We start from the raw sequence: 21,393 nt of genomic DNA, 5'->3' as shown, positions 1-21,393 counted from the left end.
GCCGGTCATCCGCTGGTCGCCGGCTGTACGACGGCGCCCGCCCGATAGCCCACACCGCGCACGGTCATCACGATGCGCGGGTTGTCAGGGTCTTCTTCGACCTTCGCGCGCAGGCGCTGCACGTGCACGTTGACGAGGCGCGTGTCGGCCTTGTAGTGGTAGCCCCACACCTGCTCGAGCAGCATCTCGCGGGTGAACACCTGCTGCGGCTTCGAGGCCAGGGCGTTCAGCAGATCGAACTCGAGCGGCGTGAGGTTGATGCGGCCATCGCCACGACGCACCTCGTGGCCCGCGACGTCGAGCTCGATGTCGCCGATGAGCAGGGGCCCGGTGACGGCGGCCGCCACGACGGTGCTGGGGCGCAGGCGGGTGCGGATGCGCGCCACCAGCTCCTTCGGGTTGAACGGTTTCACGATGTAGTCGTCGGCGCCCGACTCGAGGCCCTTCACCACGTCGGTGGTGTCGCTCTTCGCGGTGAGCATGATGATGGGCACGCCAGACTCGGCGCGGATCTGGTCGCAGACCTCGATGCCATCCATTCCGGGCAGCATGAGGTCGAGCAGAACGAGGTCGGGGCGCGACGAGGTGAAGGCGGCGAATGCCTGCGAGCCGTCGGCGCAGAAGATCGGTTCGAAGTTCTCGGCCTTCAGAACGATGCCGATCATTTCAGCGAGCGCGGGATCGTCGTCGACCACGAGTATGCGAGCATCCATAGCTCATAGGGTACTGGAGCGGTAGCCCGCCGGCCTGTGTCTGCCCTGCACGGCGGCTGTCGACAGACTGTGCGAGCATGAGGGGGTGAACGTGCCGTTGAATGGGGACGCCCGGTGAGTGACGAGCAGCAGGCCGCGTGGCCGGGGCCGGAGGGGGCGCCGGTGCCTGAGGCGGGTGCGGGTGGGGGTGCGGGTGGGGGTGCGGGTGCGCCTGATTCTGCGCCGCCGGTCGCTGGGCCTGCGCCTGCGCCGGTCGCTGCGCCAGCGCCAGCGCCGATCGAGCCACCGCGCTATGGAGAGTATGCACCGCCGCCAGTGGCGCCGGTGGTGCCGGGGTACGGTACACCGGGGTACGGTGCAGGCTACGGCGGTCCGCCAGTGGCGCCAGTGGCGCCGGGGTATGCCGCCGCCGGGTACGGGCCGCCCGCCGGCGCGGGTGCCGGGTGGGCGCCGCCGCCCAAGCCCGGGCTGGTGCCGCTGCGACCGCTGGGTTTCGGCACGCTGCTGGGCGCGCCGTTCCAGGTTCTGCGGCGCAACCCGGGGCCGACCCTCGGCAGCGCCCTGATCATCCAGTTCGCCATCTTCCTGGTCACCGCTGTGGTCATCGGCGGCGCGGCGTTCTTCGCCGTCACGCGGGTGACCCAGGCGAGCGCGGCCGACCGCGGGTCGATCGCCGCCGGGTCTGTGGCGATCGTGCTGCTGTCGGCGCTGGTTCCGCTGGCGCTGGCACTCGTGTCGTCGGCGCTGTTGCAGGGCATCCTCGTCGTCGAGGTCTCACGCGAGGTGCTCGGCGAGAAGCGCCGCATGGGCGAGCTGTGGCGGGCCGCGGGCAAGCGGCTCTGGCCCCTCGTGCTGTGGATTCTGCTCGAGGCCGCCGCGGTCACCGTGGTGCTTGCGATTGTGACCGGGGCGGTGGTGCTGCTGGCGACAGCCGGGCCCGTGGGCATCGTGTTCGCGGTGATCGTGGGGCTGCTCGGGCTGCTCGGCATCGTGGCACTGTGGGTGTGGCTCGGCACGAAGACGTCGCTGGTGCCGTGCGCGATCGTGCTCGAGCGACTCGGGGTGCGGGCCGCCATCGCGCGGTCGTGGCGGCTCACCCGCGGTTCGTTCTGGAAGACGTTCGGCGTCGAGGCCCTCGTCGCCACGATCGTGTACGTGGCCAGCCAGGTCGTCACGCAGCCGGTCAACATCATCCTCAGCCTGGCATTCGGGCTGCTGAGCCCCAACGACAGCTCTGATTCGGGCTCGTCGACGGCGATCGTCGGGGCGATCGTGGTGTACCTCGTGGTCGGGGTGCTGCAGATCGTGTTCGGCGCCATCACGGCCGTGGTGCAGGCTGCCGCGATCTCGCTGATCTACGTCGACCTGCGCATGCGCCGCGAGGGGCTCGACCTCGAACTGATCAGGTACGTGGATGCCCGGCAGGCCGGGCTCGTGACCGCCGACGACGACCCGTTCCGGGTGCCGGTGGCGGGGGGCGGGGCTGCGTCGGGTGCTGGGCCGACGTCGGGTGCCGGGCCGGCGTCAGGTGCTGGGCCGGCGTCAGGTGCTGGGCCGGCGGCGGGCGGCGAGGCTCCCACCCCGGGAGCGGCAGTCTGAGCATGACAGCGGTGCTGGCGTGGGTGGCGGCGGGCGGTGCGGCCGTGGCTGCGGCTGGTGCCGCGGCGGCCAGCGGCGCAGCGGCCGGTGGCGCGGTGCTGGGCGCGACGGGTGCGGCCGTGCCGGTCGACCCGTCGGCTCCGGATGCCCGGCAGCTGCTGCTCGACGAACTCAGCAGACCCGAGTACGCCGCGGCGCGGCCGACGCTTCTCGACCGCGTGGCATCTGCCGTGGGCGACTGGCTCGCCTCGCTCACCGTGCCGTCTGACGGCAACCTCGGTGGACTGGTTCCGGCGCTCGGCGTCGTCGTGGCGCTGGCGCTGATCGTGGCGGCGTTCATCGTGTTCGGACGCCCGCGGCGCAACCGCCAGGCCCCCACCCGCGTCGACGCCCTGTTCGGGTCGGACGACCGCCGATCATCCGCACAGTTGCGCGCGTCGGCGGCCGTGGCGGCGGAGGCCGGCGACTATCTGACAGCGATCGAGGAGATCTACCGTTCGATCGCCAGGCGCCAGGCCGAACGCACGGTCGTTCGCGTCAGCCCCGGAACAACCGCGCGCGAGTTCGCCCTGCGGGCCGGAGCGTCGTACCCCGAACAGAGCGGCCGGCTCGGCGACGCGGCGGGGGTCTTCGACGACGTGCGCTACCTCGGCGGCCGCGCGACCGCCGAGCGCTACGGCCGTCTGGCGTCGCTCGAGGCCGAGCTGCGCGACCTTCTCCCGACCCGCCGCGAGCCCCTGGTCGGGGCGGGCATGAGCGGCGGCGCGGGCGTCGCGTCGTTCCACCGGGGCGGTGGCAGCGCGGCCGGTTCCAGTGACCGTAACGTCACCCCCAGCGGGGGCGGTAGCACCGCGGGCGGTAGCACCGCGGGCGGTGGCAGCGCGGCCGGTGGCACCGGGCCAGATGGCGGCGCGGCAGATGGCACCGCGTCAGATGGCGGCGCGGCCGGTCACACCGCGTCAGATGGCGGCGCTCCTGATGGCGGCACCGGTGGCGTCAGAGGGGCGGGGCGGTGAGCGTCAGCGCTCCCGGGCGCTCAGGCGGACTTCCGGCTGGGACGGGGGCAGAGCCGGAGGCCGGTGCCGCGCCGAGCTCGACGCCGACGGTGCGGGCGTTCTTCCGGCGGTGGTCGTTCTGGGTGGGGGCGGGGGTGTTCGTGGTGGTCGCGAGCCTGGTGCTGCTGCTCGTGAAGGGCGGATCCTCCGCCGCCGACGCCTCTCCGCTGTCGATCACGAGCCCGGCCCCGGTCGGCAGCAAAGCTTTGGCCGAGGTGCTGAGGCAGCAGGGCGTGACCGTGACGGCGGTGAGCTCGCTCGACGATGCGGAGGCCGCCGTGGCGGCGGCGGGCGGCAGTGCGGGCAGTGCGAACGGTGCGGCATCCACCACCGGCCCCACCGTGCTCATCTACGACCCTGACCAGTACCTGCCGGGCGACCGCTACGCCGAGGTCAGCACCCTCGGTGCCCGCATCGTGCTCGTGCAGCCCGACCTGTTCGAGCTCGAGGGCGTGGCTCCGTCGATCGCCGTCGCCGGGTCGCCCGACGGGCCGGGCGACGACTCCGCCACGGTCGACGCCCGCTGCGACCTGCCGGCTGCCGTTCGCGCCGGGTCGATCACCGTGTCGGGCACCACCTACCGGCCCACCGGCGGTGCCGGAGCCGGCATCGGCTCGAGCTCGTCGGGCATCGGCGTGACGGCCTGCTTCCCGTCGGCCGGCGAGACCGGCACGAGCACGGGCACCGGCGCCACCGGCACGAGCACCTCCCCCACCACCGCGTACTCCCTCGTCGCCACCACCGCCGGCCCCGTTCCGGTCACGGTGCTCGGCGCCCCCGACGTGCTCAGCAACGAGCAGATCGTGAACGCCGGCAATGCCGCCCTGGCTCTCGGACTGCTCGGCCAGAGCAGCACCCTCGTCTGGTACACACCGACCGCCGCCGACCTCGCCGTCACCGGGCCGCCGAGCCTTGCGGCACTCACTCCGGGCTGGGTGACCCCGGTCATCCTTCTGCTCTTCGTGCTGTTTCTCGCGGCGGCTGTGTGGCGTGGGCGCCGCCTCGGCCCGCTCGTGGTCGAGAACCTGCCGGTGATCGTGCGCGGCAACGAGACCGTCGTCGGCCGGGCCCGGCTCTACGCGCGCTCGGGCGCCCGCACCCGGGCCCTCGACGCCCTGCGCATCGGCAGCAGTGGCCGGCTGGCCGGGATGCTCGGCCTGCCCCGCACGGCGACCCTCGACGAGATCATTCTCGCCTGCTCTGCCGCCACCGGCCTGCCGCCCGCCGCGGTGGCCGAGGTGCTCGTCAACCGACTGCCGACCAGCGAGACTGAGTTGCTGACGCTGTCGCAACGCCTCGCCGACCTCGAAGCTGCTGTGCGCCACAGCGTGTACGGCCCCCACTCCCCCGATCAGGTAAGGAACCCAGGTGACTGACACTCCCCCGCCCGAGGCGCCCGCGCCGCAGCCCGCCCGCCGCAGCAACGACGAGCTGCGGCTCGCGCTCTCGCGCGTGCGCACCGAAGTCGGCAAGGCCGTCGTCGGGCAGGACGGCGCCGTCAGCGGCCTGCTGGTCGCCCTGCTCGCGCGCGGGCATGTGCTGCTCGAGGGCGTTCCCGGAGTGGCGAAGACCCTGCTCGTGCGGGCGCTGGCGGCGACGCTCAGCCTCGACACCAAGCGCGTGCAGTTCACGCCCGACCTGATGCCGGGCGACGTGACCGGGTCGCTCGTGTACGACGGGCGCACCGGCGAGTTCGAGTTTCGCAGCGGGCCCGTGTTCACGAACATCCTGCTCGCTGACGAGATCAACCGCACGCCCCCGAAGACGCAGTCGGCCCTGCTCGAGGCGATGGAGGAACGCCAGGTGAGCGTCGACGGCGTCAGCCGCCGGCTGCCCGACCCGTTTCTGGTCGCCGCCACCATGAACCCGATCGAGTACGAGGGCACCTACACGCTTCCCGAGGCCCAGCTCGACCGCTTTCTGCTGAAGCTCACCCTCGACGTGCCGGGGCGCGACGCCGAGATCGCGGTGCTGGTCCGGCACGCGGCCGGCTTCGACCCGCGCAACCTCGCGGCGGCCGGCGTGACTCCCGTGCTCAGCGCCGAGGTGTTGCACGAGGCGCAGGCGGCCGTGGCGGCGGTGCAGGCGACTCCGGATGTTCTGGCCTACGCCGTCGACCTGGCCCGTGCCACGCGCCAGAGCCCCTCGGTCAAGCTCGGCGTCAGCCCGCGCGGCACCACGGCCCTGCTCGCCGCGGCCAAGGCCTGGGCGTGGCTGAACGGCTTCGACTGGATCACTCCCGACCACGTGCAGGCGATGACGCTGCCCGTGCTGCGGCACCGCATCCAGCTGCGCCCCGAGGCCGAGCTGGAGGGCGTTTCGGTCGACACCATTCTGCGCGGCATCCTGGCGCAGGTGCAGGTGCCGATCTAGCGGCGCGGCGCGGCGCGGCGCGCGGGCTCCCCTTCACGCGGTCACCGCGCCGGCCGGCTGCCCTGGCTGGCCCGTCGCCAGCCGCAGGCCGCCTGGCCCACTCCCGCACCGGCCCACTCCCCCGCCACCTGCCCACTCCCCACCTGCCCACTCCCCACCGGCCCACCCACACTCCCCCGCTCCCACTAGACCAGAAAGGCGGCACCCATGGCGATCTCCGGCCGGTTCGTGTTGCTGGTCGCGCTCGGCGTGCTGCCGGTCGTGCTTCTCGGCCAGGCGTACGGCGCCGACGCCGCGTGGGCCGCCCTGGCGGCCTGGTTGGCGCTCGGTGTGCTGCTGGGCATCCTTGACCTCGTGCTCGCGGGCTCGCCACGCCAGATCGTGGTCGAGCGGGTGGTTCCGGCGCGCGTGCGGCTCGGCGAGACGGTGGAGGCCGAACTGCTTCTCACCAACATCGGGCGGCGCACGCTGCGCGGGGTGGTGAGGGATGCCTGGCAGCCGTCGGCGGGAGCAGCCGTCACCCGGTTCGCCGTGGGCATTCCGCGCAGCGAGCGGCGCGCGATGACAGAGCAGCTGCGGCCGTTCAGGCGGGGCGAGCGCCGGGTGGAGGGCACGAGCATCCGTTCGTTCGGGCCGCTCGGGTTGTGGGCGCGGCAGGCGACCCTCATCGCCCCCGGGCGCATCAGGGTGCTGCCCCCGTTCGCCTCGCGCAAGCACCTGCCGTCTCGACTGGCCCGGCTGCGTGAGCTCGACGGGCGCACGAGCGTCATGATCCGCGGGCAGGGCACCGAGTTCGATTCGCTGCGTGAGTACGTGCGGGGCGACGACGTGCGCTCGATCGACTGGCGGGCCACCGCCCGGCGCGACGATGTCGTGGTGCGAACGTGGCGGCCCGAACGCGACCGGCGGGTGGTGATCGTGATCGACTCGGGGCGCACCTCGGCCGCGCGCATCGACGACGAGCCCCGGCTCGACACGGCGTTCGAGGCGGCGCTGCTGCTCTCGGCGCTGGCGACACGGGCCGGCGACCGAGTGGATGTTCTCGCCTACGACCGCCGCATCCGGGCCCGCGTGCGCGGCGCCGTCGGCCCCGCGCTGCTCTCGCAGCTGGTCGACGCACTGGCGCCTGTCGAGCCCGAGCTGCTCGAGACCGACTGGTCGGCCGTACCCGCCCTCGTGCGCGACATCACAAACCAGCGCTCGCTCGTGGTGCTGCTCACGTCGCTCGAGACCCCCGGCTCGTCGCAGGGTCTGCTCGCCGCGCTGCCGCAGCTGACCCGCAGGCACACCGTGGTCGTCGCGTCGGTGACCGACCCGTCGACGCTCGCCGCGGTGTCGGTTCGGGATGACCGCACCTCGACCTACCTCGCAGCCGCGGCCGAGCGAGCCCTGCTCGACGTGACGCGGGTGTCTGCGGCCGTACGCCGGCTGGGCGCCGAGGTCGTCACCGGTTCGCCGTCAGACCTGCCGCCGGCGGTCGCCGACACGTACCTCGCCCTCAAGGCCGCCGGCCGCCTCTGACCCCGGCCGGGAGGTCAGCCGGCGACGAGGCGGGTGGCTCCGGCGTCGAAGGCCTCGAGATCGCCGGTCTGACCGGCGCGGTGCGCGCGGCCACCCACGAACACGATGTAGAAGACGAAGGCGGCGAGCGCCAGCAGGCCGATGCCGAACTTGATGGGCCACGGCCACGGCTGCGGCGTGACGAACCCTTCGATCACGCCCGAGACGAGCAACACGAAGACGAGCCCGATCGCCACGGTGAACAGGGCGCGGCCGTCTTCGGCGAGGGCCTGCGCGCGAGTGCGGCCGCCGGGCGCGATCCACGCCCAGAAGATGCGCAGCCCCGCGGCCGCGCCGACGAAGATCGCCGTGAGTTCGAGCATGCCGTGCGGCAGGATGTACGCGAAGAACACGTCGCCCTGCCCGAGGTGGAACAGCACCCCGGCCGACACCCCGATGTTCATGGCGTTCTGCAGCAGGATGTACGGCACGTACACCCCGGCGATTCCGAAGGCCACGCACTGCGCGGTGATCCAGGCGTTGTTGGTCCACACCTGGCCCGTGAACGAGGCGGCCGGGTTGTCGGAGTAGTAGTTCACGAAGTCGTTCTGCGCGAACTTCTGCAGCTGCTCGTCGGTACCGAAGTTGGCGAGCACCTGCGGGTCGTTCATGACCCAGAAGGCATACAGCGCGCTGACCGCGATGGTCGCCGCGGCCACCACCACGATGATCCAACGCAGGCGGTACAACGCGGCGGGCAGCTGCTGCACGAAGAACGCCGGAATGGCGGCGAGGGGATTGCCGGCGGCGGCCGTGAAGCGCTGCCGCGCCCGAGACAGCGAGACCGACAGCCGGTCGCCCGCCACGGTCGACCCCGCGCTGGTCTTCAGCGCCGAGAGCTCGGTGGCGCCGGCCTGGTACCGCTCGATCAGCTCGTCGGCCTCGGCGCCACTGAAGGTGCGGCGCCGCCCGAGCTCGTCGAGTCGGCGCCACTCGTCGGTGTGCGCTGCAGAGTAGGCGTCGAGATCCATCTGCTTAGATGATAGCCATGGCCCAGCCACTTCTCGGCCCCGCTGCCGCGGCGCACTCGCTCGAGTACAACGACGAGCAGATGGTCACGGGCGAGGCGGTCGCGCTTGACGTGCGGCCGGCGGGGTTCATCCTGCGCGCGGCCGGCGGAATCATCGACGTTCTGCTCTCGCTCGGCTTGTTCGCGCTGCTCGCGGTGCTGATCAGCCTGTGGATCGGCGCGGTCGGCGCCGACCCGGCGCTGACGCAGGCCCTGCTGCTCTCGGCGCTGGTGTTCTGCGTCGTGGTGGTGCCGACGGCCATCGAGACGGTCATGCGCGGCCGGTCGCTCGGCAAGCTCGCGATCGGTGCCCGCATCGTGCGCGACGATGGCGGGGCAGCATCCTTCCGTCACGCGTTCATCCGCGCACTGACCGGTGTGCTCGAGATCTACCTCACGGTCGGCGGGCTGGCAGTGATCGTGTCGCTGCTCAACGCGAAGTCGAAACGTCTCGGCGATCTGCTCGCCGGAACCTACAGCCAGCACGAACGCGTGCCCCGCCTGGTGTCGTACGCACAGCCGGTTCCGCCGCAGCTGGCGGGCTGGGCCACCGTTGCCGATGTGGCGAAGCTGCCCGACCGGGTGTCTCGCCGCATCGCCCAGTTTCTGGCGGAGGCGCCCAGGATGACTCCGGATGCCCGTGCACGCCACGCCTCGCAGCTGCTGGCCGAGGCACTGCCCTTCGTCTCGCCCGTTCCTCCGGTGCACCCCGAGCTGCTGCTCGTGGGCATCGCGGCCCTCCGTCGCGACCGTGAGTTCGAGGCCCTGCGCCTCGAACGTTCTGCCCTCGACCGCCTGGCGTCCGTTCTGGGCGCCCTGCCGCACAACTTTCCCGAGCGCTGAGCGGCGGCCGGCGCGGGCTCAGTAGCGGTAGTGCGACACCTTGTACGGGCCCTCGACGGGTACGCCGATGTAGGCGGCCTGGGCGGGGGTGAGCGTGGTGAGCTCGACGCCGAGCGCGTCGAGGTGCAGGCGCGCCACCTTCTCGTCGAGGATCTTCGGCAGCGTGTACACGCCCGTCGGGTAGTTCTCGGGGCTGCCCCAGAGCTCGATCTGCGCCAGCACCTGGTTCGTGAACGAGTTGCTCATCACGAAGCTGGGGTGGCCGGTGGCGTTGCCGAGGTTCATCAGGCGGCCCTCTGAGAGCACCAGCACCGAACGGCCGGTGGGCAGGCGCCACTCGTGCACCTGCGGCTTGATCTCGACCTTCACGGCGCCGTCGATGCGTTCGAGGCCCGCGATGTCGATCTCGTCGTCGAAGTGCCCGACGTTCGCCACGATGGCGAGGTGCTTCATACCGAGCAGGTGGTCGGTGGTGATCACGTGCTGGTTGCCCGTACCGGTGATGAAGATGTCGACGGTGTCGAGCACCGACTCGAGCCGGGCGACCTGGAATCCGTCCATCGCAGCCTGCAGCGCGTTGATCGGGTCGACCTCGCTCACGATGACGCGTGCACCCTGGCCGCGCAGCGCCTCGGCTGCACCCTTGCCCACGTCGCCGTAGCCGACCACGAAGGCGACCTTTCCGCCGATCAGAACGTCGGTGGCGCGGTTCAGCCCGTCGGGCAGGGAGTGCCTGATGCCGTACTTGTTGTCGAACTTCGACTTCGTCACCGAGTCGTTGACGTTCATCGCAGGGAACAGCAGGGCATCCGACGCGGCCAGCTCGTACAGGCGGTGCACGCCCGTGGTGGTCTCTTCGGTGACGCCCTTGATGTCGGCGGCGATGGTGGTGAAGCGGTGGGGGTTCTCTTCGAGCGAGCGGCGCAGCAGATCGAGGATGACCGTGTACTCGTGGGTGTCGGTCTCGGTCGCCGCGGGCACCGCGCCGGCGAGCTCGAACTCACGGCCCTTGTGCACGAGCAGGGTGGCATCGCCTCCGTCGTCGAGGATCATGTTCGGGCCGATGTACGACTCGCCGGCCTCGGCGGCCTCGGCGCTCCAGTCGAACGCCTGGTCGGTGCACCACCAGTACTCTTCGAGCGTCTCGCCCTTCCACGCGAACACCGGAACGCCCGCGGGCGCCTCGGGCGTGCCGCCGCGCCCGACCACGATGGCCGCCGCGGCCTCGTCTTGCGTGGAGAAGATGTTGCAGCTGACCCAGCGCACCTGCGCGCCCAGGTCGACCAGGGTCTCGATGAGCACCGCGGTCTGCACCGTCATGTGCAGTGAACCCATGATGCGGGCGCCTGCGAGTGGCTTCGACGCACCGAACTCGTCGCGCAGGGCCATCAGCCCCGGCATCTCGTTCTCGGCGAGGCGGATCTGGTGACGGCCGGCCTCGGCGAGGCCGAGGTCGCGAACCTTGAAGGGCAGTGCGGTGCGAGTGGGGGTGGCGGCGAAAGTCATGCCCCCATTATCGCCCACACCACTGGGCGACGGGCAGGGTTGACGGCAGATGTGGAGACGTCGCGCACACCGCCACCTGGGGAGAAAACGGGCTCAGCTGCCGTTGCCGACGGTCATGTACCGCACGACCTGCCAACCCTGCGGTGCCGACAGCCGCTCGGAGTGCCGCTCGCACAGGTCGTAGCTGTGCGGCTCGTGCTGCATGCTGAGCGGGCCGAGCACCGCCATGGAATCGGCGTACACATAGGTGAGGGTCGACACGGCTTCGCCCTGACATGACACGCGTGAGCAGGTTCTGGAGATCATCCCCTTCACCATAGATCTGCGAAGGTCGATGACCCCGGCGGGCGCGCCGTAAGCTTGCTTCATGCCTCGTTCACGGCGCAACAGAACAGCGCACGTCTCGCGCTACCGGTACCGCAATCGCCACGGTCGCACGCTGCGGTCGTCGGTGACCGGCCCGCATCTGCCGCCGCTGCGCACCCGTATCGACTTGTTCGAGATGACGGTGGCGTCGACCGCCGACTATCTGAAAGGCGTGTGGCCCGACGAGCTGGCAGACGTCGTGTTCGAGATCGGTGCCGTGCCGCTCGGCATGCCAGCCGAGGGCGAGGCCGTCGAACGCTGGAGCGTCATCGGCAACCGCATCATCCTCTACCGGCTGCCCATCCAGCGCCTGTCGAAACTGCACCGCGACGACGAGCTGCACAAACGCATGATCATCGAGAGCTGCGTGTTCCGCGCGGTGGCCGAGCTGCTCGGCAAAGACCCGTGGGATCTGGCGCCCGACCGCTTCCGCCACTTCTGACGCGCACGGTTCCCCAGTCCACGGATGCCCGGCGGCAGTGAACCCAGCGCACAGCACCGGGCAGAATGGATGCGCTGCGAGGTGGATGCCGGGCGGCACGACCGCTCGGCCCAATCAGCCGCCCGTACCGCCGTACACCGTGATCGGCGCCGCCAGCGGGCTCGCCGGGCTGACGCTGAACGACGAGATCAGTCCGTCTCCCACGTACCCCACCGAGGCCGTCAGCGGAGCCGTGGTCACCACGGTGAACGCCATGTTGCCGATGACCGAGTAGCCGAGGGCGCTGTTCGCCGCGACGGTGAACGTGGCGGGCGGTGAGGCCTGGTCGGTCTGCGAGATCGTCACCGCGGCATCCTGGCTCGATGTGTTCACCAGCATGAGGCGGGCGTTCGGCCCGGTCGCGGTGGCGAACAGAAAGGTTCCGTCGAGGCTCTGGCCAGACTGGTACCAGGCGAAGTCGGTTCCGCCGCTCACGACGGCGGCCCGGGCACCCACCACGACCGGCTGGTCAGACGAGACGACCACGCTGTACGTGTCGTCGTTCAGCGACGGCAGCGGAAAGTCTGTGACGACCCCGCCGGTAGCGCTGTAGCTGACCGTGGTGTCGGCGACGCCCAGCGTCTCGCTCTTGAACGTCACGCTGAGGGTGGCCGCGGCCGCCCCGGGCACGAAGACACGCAGTGCCGCAGTCAGGTCGCTCGAGGCCGGGTCGGCGGCCTGCTCGGCGATCGAACTGGTACTCACGATCTGCACACCGGCGATGGTCTGGCTGAGGGCGGGGGCGCCGGTCGGCCCGGCGGTGTCGATGCCGCCCGGGGTGAGGCCGCGGATGACGCTCTGCTGCAGCGAGGCGAGCACGGTTCCGCCGGCCGAGGTGACGTGGATGACCGGCGACACGATGTTCGGAGCGAACCCGGCCAGCGACAGCGCCCGCTGCGAATGCGGTTGCACGGTGATGCCGCTCGTTCCGGGCGCATTGACCGCCCCGGACTCACTGAAGATCGACAGCGCGACCGTGGCCAGCACGTCGGTCGGGTTCGACAGCAACAGGTACGCCGAACGACCCGTGACGGTCGAACCGGCCGCGAGCCAGGTGTCGGCCGACGCCTCGCCGCACTCAGACGTGGCGAGACCTGCCAGGTCGGACTGCGCGAGGGCCTGCGACTGACTGCCGCCGAGCAGGGTGCCGCTCGAGCCGGGAGCGGTCAGCGTCGTCGGGGTCGAGGTGCCCTGCTGAACATCCGGAGTCGACAGGGCGTCGGTGGTGATGGTGTCGGTGGTCGGAACGATTCCGGTCACGAGGGTCGGGTCGCCGAGCGGCAGCACGGCGGGCGTCGCGGAGTCGGCCGAGGCCTGGCTCTGGTCGGCGAGGCCGAGGAAGGGGCCGGGGCAGACCCGCGTCTGCGGCGAGGCGACCGGGGTGACGACGACGTTCGGCACGCCGCTCGTGACGGTCGGCAGCGCCACGACAGCGGCGGCGCCGACGGTGGCGGCGGCCAGCGCGAGCACGACGATGCCGATGGCGACGCTGATGCTGGTGCGCGCGACGGAGCGTCGGGCTCCCTCGCCGGTCGCACCGCTGGTTCGGCGCGACCCGCCGGCGGCCACGGCCACCGCGGTCGCCGTCTTGGGCGCCTTCGCGGGCTTCGCCGTCTTCGGGGCCTTGGGTGGCTTGGGCGGCTTGGGCGGCTTCGCGGCCTCCGCGGGCCTCGCGGGGTCTACTGCCTGCGCCGGTTGGGTCGCTTTGGCGGGCTTCACCGCCTTCGGGGCCTTGGGTGGCTTGGGCTCCTTGCGAGGCTTGGGTTCGTTGGCCGGAATCGGACCCGCCACCGGAATGGTCGGCTCGACGGCCGCTGCCGTCTGCGATCCCTCCACCGCCGCCTCCGTGCTGGGTGGCACGACTGGCTCCGACGCGGGAGGCACTGCCGGCTCCGACACCGGAGGCACGGTGGGCTCGGACACCGGAGGCGGGGTGGGCTCGGACACCGGAGGCGGGGTGGGCTGGGATGCGGGAGGCGTGACCTCGCGGTCGTCGTTGTCACTCGCCATGGTGCACCCCCTCCGGTACCTCGGTTGTCGTGCGATCTCGGGCGGTCGTCTGGTCTGCCGACGGCGCGCCCGCGTCGATGGAATCCGTCACCCCAGTGGCAGCCACCGCAGCCGCCGACTCGGCGCCGTCGCGATCAGCCACCCCGCCACCCGGCACTGCGCGATCAGCCACCCCGCTACCCGTCACCCTGCCACCGGCCAACCCGTCGCCGGCCACGCCGCGGTCGGCCGGCTCGCTATCGGCTCCCCCATGCTCGGCGGAATCACGATCGCGCGCCTCACGGTCGCGGGCCTCACCATCGCGGGCCTCACGGTCGCCGTCCTCACGATCGCGGGCCCCATGCCCGCCAGCCCCGCGCTCCGGTGCCTGCGCACGCTCGGCGTCGGTCGTCGCCTCCGCAAGGCCCTCGCCGCCCGCGCTGCCGGCCTCCGCGCCGACCTCGTCGAGCGCCGTCGCGGCGCGCAGCCCGTGGGCCTCGAGGCGCCCGGCCGGCAGAGCGAGCAGCAGTGCCAGCAAGAACACGATCGCCTGCACGATCAGAATGAGGAGGCCTGTCGGGGTGCCGGTGTTCGTCGGCGACACCGGGGGCAGCGCCGAGAATCCGGGGGTGCCGGTGATCTGCCACAGCCCGCCCGCGAACGTCGAGCCGATGGGCGTGAGCGACGCGTTGCTGTCGAAGGCACTCGTCGAACGGGCGACGACGGCCTGGGCATCCGGGGTCGCGGCCGCACCCGAGGCGGGCGCCAGCACCACGAACTCGATGCCCAGCTGGGCCAGCTGAACGGTGGCGTCTTCACCGCTGCGCGAGGCGAGGTTGCCGACGAGCTCGGCGAGTTCTGCCGTCTGGGGAGTCACCGTCGAGGTGGTCGCGGCCAGGGTCGACTGTGTCTCGAGGGTCGCGCCGTTTCCGTGAACGACGGATGCCGCCAACCCTCCATTCGCCTGCGGGTTCAGCACAAGCGTGCCGACGCGCGGGTTCGAGGCGGCCTCGGCTGTGACGAAGGCCGGCAGCGACTGACCCGTACTGGAGTGCACGTCGCTCGTGGCGGTCAGCGTCGACGTGGCGACGGGTACCGCCAGCACGGCGATCGCGAAGGCGGCCACCACCGCGGGCACACTCGCGAACCGCTTGAACGTGGCCAGCCCCACCGTCGCCGCGCCGACCAGGCCGAACCAGTAGAGGCTGAGACCGGCGCCCGGCCAGAGCGAGACGGCGAGCGAACCGGTGGAGCTCACCGAGATGAGCGTGGCGCCGACGGCCGTCGCGAAACCGACCACGGCGATCAGGGCCGCAACGGCGGCGACGCCCGCACGCCGGGAGAAGAGGGCGTAGAGCGCCAGCAGGGCCAGCGGCGCCAGCAGAATGAACGCGACCAGCAGCATGACCGTGTCAGAACCAAGCCCGATGGTCGAACCGATGGATGACCAGCCGCCCACTCCCGACTCGGGCAGGCCGAGCAGCAGATCGAGCAGGCTCGTCGACTCGTGGGCGTTCGGCAGGCCGGGGTCGGCGAACAGGCCGAACACGTTGCCGCGCTGCAGCTGCTGCCAGGCCAGCGGGGCGACGAGCACGAGCGCCGGAATCGGTATGCCGATGTACCGCATGATGGCCCGGCGCGAGAAGACGACGGCCCCGAGCCAGATGAGCAGCATCGCGGGCCAGAGCGATGGTGCGGCGGCGACCACGCCGGCGAAGAGCAGCGAGGCGATGGCGGAGGCCGACCATGAGCGGGCGGCCGAGGCGCCGGCGAGAATCAGCCAGGGCAGCAGCAGGTGCGCGAGCATGGCACCGGCCTGGCCGGCATCCATCGCAGCCAGGAAGGGCGGCGCGATGGTCCAGAGAATGGCGGCGAAGATGCGCAGGCCCTGGCGGTTGGTGAACTTCGCGGCGCAGAACCAGGCGGCCACCGCGGCGAGCGGAAAGGCGATCAGGTACAGCACCACGAGCGCCACCGAGGGCGACCAGAAGGTCAGCGACCCGAACAGCGCCAGAACGTAGGCGAACGGATCGGCCGCACCGACGAAGCCGAGGCCGAGGTCGCGCCAGCCATAGCCGACCTGCGACCAGAGGCCGCCGGCGTCGGGGCCGAGCGGCAGGAACGAGCCGCCCACGATGGCGCTCGCGCCGAACAGCGGGAAGAACAGAACGAGACCGACGACGAGCGCCGCCGCGACGATCGCTGCGCCGCCGCCGGAGAAGAATTGCAGCTCTTCGCGCGATCCCCGCGCCTTCGAGAGCGCGAGCTCCCGCACCAGGGCGTTGCGCCGGCGAACCTCTGCGCCGGGCACGCGCAGGGGTGCCAGCGATTTCCAGCCCGCTCGTTTCGTCGTGCGTATCGATCTCCGAGCGGCACCGACGTGGCCCGAGAACGCGGTCTTGAAGGCGGCCGCGAACTCGCCCGTCACGGCGCCCGGCTGCTTGCGCAGCACCTGGAACAGCGAGCGCACGACCGCGAGCGGAACCAGCGACAGCCAGTGGAACAGCACTGCGAAGGCGGGCGCGTAGACGAGACGCCGGTGCAACTGCGCTGCACGCCGGGTGGTCTGGCGCTTGCGGCGCGCCGAACCCCTGACCGAGGTTCCCGGGCCGGCAAGCCCGTCGCCGGCGACGGCCACCTTCGCCGAGGGCACAGCAATCACCCGGTGGCCGGCGAGCCGTGCGCGAATCGAGAAATCGAGGGCGTTGTCGGCGGTGGGCAGCGCGGGGTCGAAGCCGCCGAGCTGGGCGAACACGCTGTGCCGCACCAGCATGCCGGCGGCTCCCACCCCGAGCACGTCGCTCATACGTTCGTGCTGGGCCTGGTCGAGCTCGCGTTCGACGAGCGGAACGCTCGCGCCGAACCGGGTCACCGACTCGCCGAAGGCCGCGATGAACGCGGTGTCGGTCCACTCCATCTGCTTGGGGCCGGCGACGGCGACCGACGGGTTGACCTCGACGGCGGCCAGCAGGGCGGCCAGTGCTCCGGCGTCGGGGGCAGAGTCGTGCGAGAGCAGCCAGAGCCACTCGTCGTCGGAGGCCGGCGGCGTCACCACTCCCAGCGCGTGCGACACCGCCACGCCGAACGAGAGGCGAGCGGATGCCGAGAGGAAGCCCGTGGGCTGAACCTCGGTAAGCAGCTTCGCGGTGTTGTCGGTCGAGGCGACATCGACGACGACCAGGGCGTCAGGCTGCCGGGTCTGGGCGCGAAGAGCCTCGAGCGTGCGCGGAAGACGCTCGGCGCCATTGTGGGCGACCAGTACGGCAGTGACTCGGGCTTGCATCCATTCGACTTTAGACGCGAGCCTTGATGAAACCGGTGTTGAGCCCGGCGCGCCCCCTATCTATGAGCGAGCTGGGCGCGGCTCGCTGAGGGAGCTGGGTGCGGCCGAAGGAGCCGGCTGTGCATGAGTAGCATCCGAGCTCCACCGAAGAGGAGCGGTGTGAGGCTGAATCAGCCGGCCAGGTGCGGCTGGGTCAGCCGGCCTGCTTGCGCAGCTTGCGACGCTCGCGCTCGGAGAGGCCACCCCAGATGCCGAACCGCTCGTCGTTCTGCAGCGCGTACTCGAGGCACTGCGCCTTGACCTCGCAGGTCTGGCAGATGCGCTTGGCGTCGCGGGTCGAGCCACCCTTCTCGGGGAAGAACGCCTCGGGATCGGTCTGCGCGCAGAGCGAGTCGCTCTGCCAGGCGAGCGGATTGTCGTCGGTGCCGACCTGCGGCTGCCTGACGCCCGGAACGCCCAGGTTGATGGGATCGACGAACCAGTCGTCTGGAGCACCGGCGCGAAGCCCGCTCATCGGTACCGATCTGTTCGGTACCCCGCTGTTGACGGACTCTGGGTCGTTGAACGCCGGACCGTTGATCGAAACTGGCGACATATCACGCCCTCCCTTCCCTCAAGCTTCGGCATGCCGAGTCTTTCTAGAAAACCCCTAGGAGTAATTACACCGGTGTAGTTCGCCCACGTCAAGTCGCAGATCGTAAACCCTCAACCGAGCATTAAAGGTTGTTCGCTCGGGTGTGTCGGGGCGACTTCTGGCGGTTTCGCGATGCTCTCTTATAAACTGCCACAATGTTGAAGAAAGTCGTGCTGCTCGCGCTGCCCCACGTCGCCCCCTTCGAGTTCGGTGTGGTGTGCGAGGTCTTCGGCATCGACCGCAGCGAGATGGGCGGGCCGGCCTTCGACTTCCACATCGTGACAGCCGAGCCCGGGGCCGTGCCGACCAGCCTCGGCTACTCGATGATGATCAGCGAGGGCCTCGAGCAGGCCGCCGACGCCGACCTCGTGGCGGTGCCGGCGCACCTCATCGACGACCCCGTGCATCCGGAGGTCGTGCGCGTGCTGCGCGAGGCCGAGGCTCGCGGGGCGTGGATCATCAGCGTCTGCAGCGGGGCATTCACCCTGGCTGCCGCGGGCATTCTCGACGGCCGCAGCGCGACGACGCACTGGATGCACGCCGACAGGCTCGCCCGCGACTACCCGCTGACCCGGGTGAACCCCGACGTGCTGTTCGTCGAAGACCGCCGCGTCATCTCGAGTGCGGGCACCGCCGCCGGCATCGACGCCTGCCTGCACCTCGTGCGCACCGAGTTGGGGGCGGCTGCGGCCAACGTCATCGCCCGCCGCATGGTGGTGCCGCCGCAGCGTTCGGGCGGCCAGTCGCAGTACATCGCGGCCCCCGTCGCGCCGGTGCAGAGCGACTCGTTCGCCGACGTCACCGAATGGATGCTGCACAACCTCGACCAGGAGCTGCCCGTCGACGAGCTGGCCCGACGCGCCCTGATGTCGCCGCGCACGTTCGCCCGGCGGTTCCGTGCCGACCTGGGAACCACGCCCGCGGCCTGGCTGAACCGCCAGCGCCTGATGCGCGCCCAGCTGCTGCTCGAGCAGTCGGCCGACCTCGGGCTCGAGCGGGTCGCCGCCGAGACCGGCTTCGGCTCGGCGGCCGTCATGCGCCACCACTTCGTCAAGACGCTGAAGACGACCCCGGCCGCCTACCGCCGCACCTTCGGCCTCGCCGCCCCGGCCGCGCCACACCTCACTCCCGCCTCCCCCGAGCTCGAACTCGCCCTCTGACTCCGCCCCACCTCCACCCCGCCCAGCGCCCGTTGTGCGCAGAAGCACGTTCTGGCCCCTCTTAGCGTGCTTATGCGCAAAGCGAGAGGTGCAGGGGTGGGGGTGGGCGGTCAGGCGGGGGCGCCGGGGGCCGCGAGAAAGAGCTCGCCGGCGCCGGTGAACGTGAGGGTGCCCTCGTCGGGAGTGATGAAGTACGACTCCCCGCGCAGAACGTCGACCGAGCCGCCCGACGACGAGACGGTCATGCTGCCCGCGGTGGCGATGACGATGGCCGGGCCGTCGGGGGTGAATGCGGCCGAGGTGGCGGGCGCGCCGGAAGCCGCCGAGCCAGCGGGGGCGAGGTCGGCCGCCGCGGGCTCCCCCAGCGCCACGCGCACCAGCACGAAGTCGATGACGTCGGGCTGGTAGACGGCGACACCGGGCTGCGGATGCTCGGGCTCGAGGTAGGGCACGGGCAGCGACTCGAACCGCAGCACCCGCAGCAGCTCTGGCACGTCGATGTACTTCGGGGTCAGGCCGCCCCGCAGCACGTTGTCTGAGGCCGCCATCAGCTCGACGCCGACCCCTCTGAGGTAGGCATGGATGTTGCCGGCCGGCAGAAAGAGCGCCTCCCCGCGCTTCAGCGTCACACGGTTGAGCAGCAGCGAGAGCACCACGCCCGGGTCGCCCGGATACTCGAGCGCAAGAGAGCGCACCGTGGCCAGCGCCTCACCGAAGTCTCCTCCCGAAACGTCACGCGAAGCGCCACCGGAAACGAGCTCGGGGTCTGACGACACGAGCGCGGTCACATGGTCCACGAGCGCCGAGACCTGCTGATCCCCCGAGAGCAGCCACTGCACCGTCGTGCGCAGCGCCTCGGCGGTGTCGCCACGAAGCTGCGACTCGAAGGCGGCCAGGAGCTCGGGTTCGGGAACCGCGGCACGGGCATCCGCCGCCTTCAACACCCCCAGAACGGCGTGGATCTCGTCGACCCGGCGAAAGCCGCACAGCGCATCGAAGGTGTCGCTCAGCGCGAAGATGACCTCGGGTTTGTGCAACGCGTCTTTGTAGTTGCGGTTCGGCGCATCGAGGGGCAGCCCGGCCGCGTTCTCGCGCTCGAACCCCTCGCGCGCCATGCCGAGCGTCGGGTGGGCCTGCAGCGACAGCGGTTTGTCGGCCGCGAGGATCTTCAGCAGGTACGGCAGGTGCCGGTGGGCTCCGGATGCCCGGTCGGGCTCGTTCGCGATGAACTCCGCGAGCGTGCGCGCGCCGCCCACCTGCTCGGGGTGCTCGATCACGCTCGGCGACCCCGGGTGCGCCCCCAGCCACAACTCGGCCTCGGGCCGGCCCGTCGGAGGCATTGCCAGCAGGTCGGTGATCGCCCGGTCGGAGCCCCAGGCGTAGTCGCGGGGCGTGTTGGTGATCTGCACAAACATGGTGAACCTTCCCGAACGAGTCTTAGACCAAACTACCAACGGGGTTTGTGCGCACCCGACACCGTCTTACGATCTCAGCATGACTTTGGTTCAGGAACAGACCACGACATACGAGCCCCTCACCAGCGATTTCTATGGTTACCACAACCTGCTGACCGACCGCGAGAAGACCGCCCTGGCGAACCTGCGCGCCTACCTCGAAGCCGAGGTCAAGCCGATCGTCAACGGGCTGTGGGAGCGGGCCGAGTTTCCGCACCAGGTGATCAAGCGTCTCGCCGAGCTCGACGTGTACCGTTTCGCCTGGCCGAGCGAGAAGACGTTCGACAACTCGGCGGTGTTCCGCGGATTCGTGGCTCTCGAGCTCGCGCGCGTCGACGCCTCGGTCGCCACGCACGTCGGCGTGCACAACGGCCTCGCGATGGGCTCGATCAACGTGGCCGGCTCTGAGGAACAGAGGGCCGAGTGGCTGCCGAAGATGGCCACGGGCGAGATCGTCGGCGCCTTCGGGCTGACCGAGCCCGACTCGGGTTCAGACTCGGCTCAGGGCCTGCGCACGGTCGCGACCCGCGACGAGGCCACGGGCGACTGGATCCTCAACGGCTCCAAGCGATGGATCGGCAACGCCACGTTCAGCGACATCACCATCATCTGGGCGAAGTCGGCCGAAGACGGCCAGGTGAAGGGCTTCATCGTGAAGACCGACACCCCCGGCTACACCGCCACGAAGATCGAGGGCAAGCAGTCGCTCCGCATCGTGCAGAACGCCGACATCACGCTCGAGAACGTGCGGGTGCCCGAGACGATGCGGCTGCAGAACGGCAACAGCTTCAGAGACACCGCCGCCGTGCTGCGGCTCACCCGCGCCGAGGTGGCCTGGGCAGCGGTCGGCAACTCGATCGGGGCCTACGAGGCGGCCGTGCGCTACACGAAGCAGCGCGTGCAGTTCGGCAAGCCGATCGCGTCGCACCAGCTGGTGCAAGACCTGCTCGTGAAGAGCCTCGGCAACATCACCGCCAGCCTCGGCATGGTGGTTCGTGTGTCTCAGATGCTCGACGAGGGCACCCAGCGCGACGAGCACTCGGCCCTGGCCAAGGCGTACACGACGGCCCGCATGCGCGAGACCGTGGGCTGGTGCCGTGAGGCGCTGGGCGGCAACGGCATCGTGCTCGAGTACGACGTGGCGCGGCACTTCGCCGACGCCGAGGCGCTGTACTCGTACGAGGGCACACGCGAGATGAACACGCTGATCGTCGGGCGCAGCATCACGGGCTTCGCTGCCTTCGTGTAGGTCGCTCCCGCCCCTCTTCCGACCGTCGGCGGCGCCGACGGTCGACGCGAGAACTGTCGGCGGCGCGGCGGCGACGGTCGACGTGTGTACGTTTGCTGCCTTCGTATAACGATTCGGGC

17 protein-coding genes are annotated in these 21,393 nt (G+C 70.9%); 9 read left to right on the top strand and 8 right to left on the bottom strand.

Features of this window, described 5'->3' with window-relative positions:
• Nucleotides 1-5: 5 nt before the first annotated feature.
• Nucleotides 6-713, bottom strand: a complete 708-nt coding sequence (gene mtrA, locus V3W46_RS11250) for an MtrAB system response regulator MtrA (RefSeq protein ID WP_331783205.1) — start codon at nucleotides 711-713, stop codon at nucleotides 6-8.
• A gap of 378 nt (nucleotides 714-1,091) precedes the next feature.
• Here mtrA and V3W46_RS11245 point away from each other — a divergent pair, with 378 nt between their 5' ends.
• The 5 genes from V3W46_RS11245 to V3W46_RS11225 all read left to right on the top strand — a co-directional run bounded on the left by V3W46_RS11245 (nucleotide 1,092) and on the right by V3W46_RS11225 (nucleotide 7,261).
• Nucleotides 1,092-2,312 (top strand): hypothetical protein, encoded by a 1,221-nt coding sequence (locus V3W46_RS11245; protein ID WP_331783204.1) that lies wholly within the window; start codon nucleotides 1,092-1,094, stop codon nucleotides 2,310-2,312.
• 2 nt (nucleotides 2,313-2,314) lie between these two features.
• Nucleotides 2,315-3,328 (top strand): DUF4129 domain-containing protein, encoded by a 1,014-nt coding sequence (locus V3W46_RS11240; protein ID WP_331783203.1) that lies wholly within the window; start codon nucleotides 2,315-2,317, stop codon nucleotides 3,326-3,328.
• The gene (locus tag V3W46_RS11235; protein ID WP_331783202.1) at nucleotides 3,325-4,743 is read left to right on the top strand and encodes a DUF4350 domain-containing protein; all 1,419 of its coding nucleotides are present in this window, start codon (nucleotides 3,325-3,327) and stop codon (nucleotides 4,741-4,743) included. The genes V3W46_RS11240 and V3W46_RS11235 overlap by 4 nt, the downstream gene beginning before the upstream one ends.
• Nucleotides 4,736-5,740, top strand: a complete 1,005-nt coding sequence (locus V3W46_RS11230) for an AAA family ATPase (protein ID WP_443069972.1) — start codon at nucleotides 4,736-4,738, stop codon at nucleotides 5,738-5,740. The genes V3W46_RS11235 and V3W46_RS11230 overlap by 8 nt, the downstream gene beginning before the upstream one ends.
• A gap of 207 nt (nucleotides 5,741-5,947) precedes the next feature.
• Nucleotides 5,948-7,261, top strand: a complete 1,314-nt coding sequence (locus tag V3W46_RS11225) for a DUF58 domain-containing protein (protein WP_331783201.1) — start codon at nucleotides 5,948-5,950, stop codon at nucleotides 7,259-7,261.
• Between the two features lie 14 nt (nucleotides 7,262-7,275).
• Here V3W46_RS11225 and V3W46_RS11220 read toward each other — a convergent pair whose 3' ends face one another.
• On the bottom strand, nucleotides 7,276-8,271 hold the full coding sequence (locus tag V3W46_RS11220; RefSeq protein ID WP_331783200.1) for a stage II sporulation protein M: 996 nt from the start codon (nucleotides 8,269-8,271) through the stop codon (nucleotides 7,276-7,278).
• A gap of 17 nt (nucleotides 8,272-8,288) precedes the next feature.
• Here V3W46_RS11220 and V3W46_RS11215 point away from each other — a divergent pair, with 17 nt between their 5' ends.
• Entirely contained in the window at nucleotides 8,289-9,152 is an 864-nt protein-coding gene (locus V3W46_RS11215; RefSeq protein ID WP_331783199.1) for an RDD family protein, read from the top strand.
• 18 nt (nucleotides 9,153-9,170) lie between these two features.
• Here V3W46_RS11215 and ahcY read toward each other — a convergent pair whose 3' ends face one another.
• Both ahcY and V3W46_RS11205 read right to left on the bottom strand, forming a co-directional pair.
• Complete coding sequence (gene ahcY, locus V3W46_RS11210; protein WP_331783198.1) at nucleotides 9,171-10,658, bottom strand: adenosylhomocysteinase; 1,488 nt, start codon at nucleotides 10,656-10,658, stop codon at nucleotides 9,171-9,173.
• Nucleotides 10,659-10,751: 93 nt separating this feature from the next.
• Nucleotides 10,752-10,964 carry a DUF3499 family protein gene (locus V3W46_RS11205; protein WP_331783197.1) on the bottom strand — a complete coding sequence of 71 codons (213 nt, stop codon included), beginning with the start codon at nucleotides 10,962-10,964 and terminating at the stop codon, nucleotides 10,752-10,754.
• A 61-nt stretch (nucleotides 10,965-11,025) separates the two neighbouring features.
• On the opposite strand from V3W46_RS11205, the gene V3W46_RS11200 reads away from it, so the two are divergent.
• Nucleotides 11,026-11,466 carry a metallopeptidase family protein gene (locus tag V3W46_RS11200; protein ID WP_331783196.1) on the top strand — a complete coding sequence of 147 codons (441 nt, stop codon included), beginning with the start codon at nucleotides 11,026-11,028 and terminating at the stop codon, nucleotides 11,464-11,466.
• Between the two features lie 114 nt (nucleotides 11,467-11,580).
• On the opposite strand, the gene V3W46_RS11195 is transcribed toward V3W46_RS11200, so the two are convergent.
• The 3 genes from V3W46_RS11195 to V3W46_RS11185 all read right to left on the bottom strand — a co-directional run bounded on the left by V3W46_RS11195 (nucleotide 11,581) and on the right by V3W46_RS11185 (nucleotide 17,291).
• On the bottom strand, nucleotides 11,581-13,365 hold the full coding sequence (locus V3W46_RS11195) for a DUF5719 family protein (RefSeq protein ID WP_331783195.1): 1,785 nt from the start codon (nucleotides 13,363-13,365) through the stop codon (nucleotides 11,581-11,583).
• 139 nt (nucleotides 13,366-13,504) lie between these two features.
• Nucleotides 13,505-16,777 carry a glycosyltransferase family 2 protein gene (locus tag V3W46_RS11190; protein WP_331783194.1) on the bottom strand — a complete coding sequence of 1,091 codons (3,273 nt, stop codon included), beginning with the start codon at nucleotides 16,775-16,777 and terminating at the stop codon, nucleotides 13,505-13,507.
• A gap of 193 nt (nucleotides 16,778-16,970) precedes the next feature.
• The gene (locus tag V3W46_RS11185) at nucleotides 16,971-17,291 is read right to left on the bottom strand and encodes a WhiB family transcriptional regulator (protein WP_331783193.1); all 321 of its coding nucleotides are present in this window, start codon (nucleotides 17,289-17,291) and stop codon (nucleotides 16,971-16,973) included.
• A gap of 275 nt (nucleotides 17,292-17,566) precedes the next feature.
• On the opposite strand from V3W46_RS11185, the gene V3W46_RS11180 reads away from it, so the two are divergent.
• Nucleotides 17,567-18,571, top strand: coding sequence for a GlxA family transcriptional regulator (locus V3W46_RS11180; protein WP_331783192.1), 1,005 nt, complete (start codon nucleotides 17,567-17,569; stop codon nucleotides 18,569-18,571).
• Nucleotides 18,572-18,681: 110 nt separating this feature from the next.
• On the opposite strand, the gene manA is transcribed toward V3W46_RS11180, so the two are convergent.
• Entirely contained in the window at nucleotides 18,682-19,986 is a 1,305-nt protein-coding gene (gene manA, locus V3W46_RS11175) for a mannose-6-phosphate isomerase, class I (RefSeq protein WP_331783191.1), read from the bottom strand.
• A 79-nt stretch (nucleotides 19,987-20,065) separates the two neighbouring features.
• On the opposite strand from manA, the gene V3W46_RS11170 reads away from it, so the two are divergent.
• Nucleotides 20,066-21,274 (top strand): acyl-CoA dehydrogenase family protein, encoded by a 1,209-nt coding sequence (locus V3W46_RS11170; protein ID WP_331783190.1) that lies wholly within the window; start codon nucleotides 20,066-20,068, stop codon nucleotides 21,272-21,274.
• The last annotated feature ends 119 nt before the right edge of the window (nucleotides 21,275-21,393 follow it).

The organism is Subtercola sp. YIM 133946 (assembly GCF_036553535.1).
Lineage (GTDB): Bacteria > Actinomycetota > Actinomycetes > Actinomycetales > Microbacteriaceae > Subtercola.
This window is presented reverse-complemented; position numbering and strand designations above follow the sequence as displayed.

Coding starts and splice junctions, on each gene's coding strand:
- V3W46_RS11240 (WP_331783203.1), top strand. CDS start 2,315: ATGACAGCGGTGCTGGCGTGGGTGGCGGCGGGCGGTGCGGCCGTGGCT.
- mtrA (WP_331783205.1), bottom strand. CDS start 713: ATGGATGCTCGCATACTCGTGGTCGACGACGATCCCGCGCTCGCTGAA.
- manA (WP_331783191.1), bottom strand. CDS start 19,986: ATGTTTGTGCAGATCACCAACACGCCCCGCGACTACGCCTGGGGCTCC.
- V3W46_RS11170 (WP_331783190.1), top strand. CDS start 20,066: ATGACTTTGGTTCAGGAACAGACCACGACATACGAGCCCCTCACCAGC.
- ahcY (WP_331783198.1), bottom strand. CDS start 10,658: ATGACTTTCGCCGCCACCCCCACTCGCACCGCACTGCCCTTCAAGGTT.
- V3W46_RS11205 (WP_331783197.1), bottom strand. CDS start 10,964: ATGATCTCCAGAACCTGCTCACGCGTGTCATGTCAGGGCGAAGCCGTG.
- V3W46_RS11200 (WP_331783196.1), top strand. CDS start 11,026: ATGCCTCGTTCACGGCGCAACAGAACAGCGCACGTCTCGCGCTACCGG.
- V3W46_RS11215 (WP_331783199.1), top strand. CDS start 8,289: ATGGCCCAGCCACTTCTCGGCCCCGCTGCCGCGGCGCACTCGCTCGAG.
- V3W46_RS11190 (WP_331783194.1), bottom strand. CDS start 16,777: ATGCAAGCCCGAGTCACTGCCGTACTGGTCGCCCACAATGGCGCCGAG.
- V3W46_RS11220 (WP_331783200.1), bottom strand. CDS start 8,271: ATGGATCTCGACGCCTACTCTGCAGCGCACACCGACGAGTGGCGCCGA.
- V3W46_RS11185 (WP_331783193.1), bottom strand. CDS start 17,291: ATGAGCGGGCTTCGCGCCGGTGCTCCAGACGACTGGTTCGTCGATCCC.
- V3W46_RS11225 (WP_331783201.1), top strand. CDS start 5,948: ATGGCGATCTCCGGCCGGTTCGTGTTGCTGGTCGCGCTCGGCGTGCTG.
- V3W46_RS11180 (WP_331783192.1), top strand. CDS start 17,567: ATGTTGAAGAAAGTCGTGCTGCTCGCGCTGCCCCACGTCGCCCCCTTC.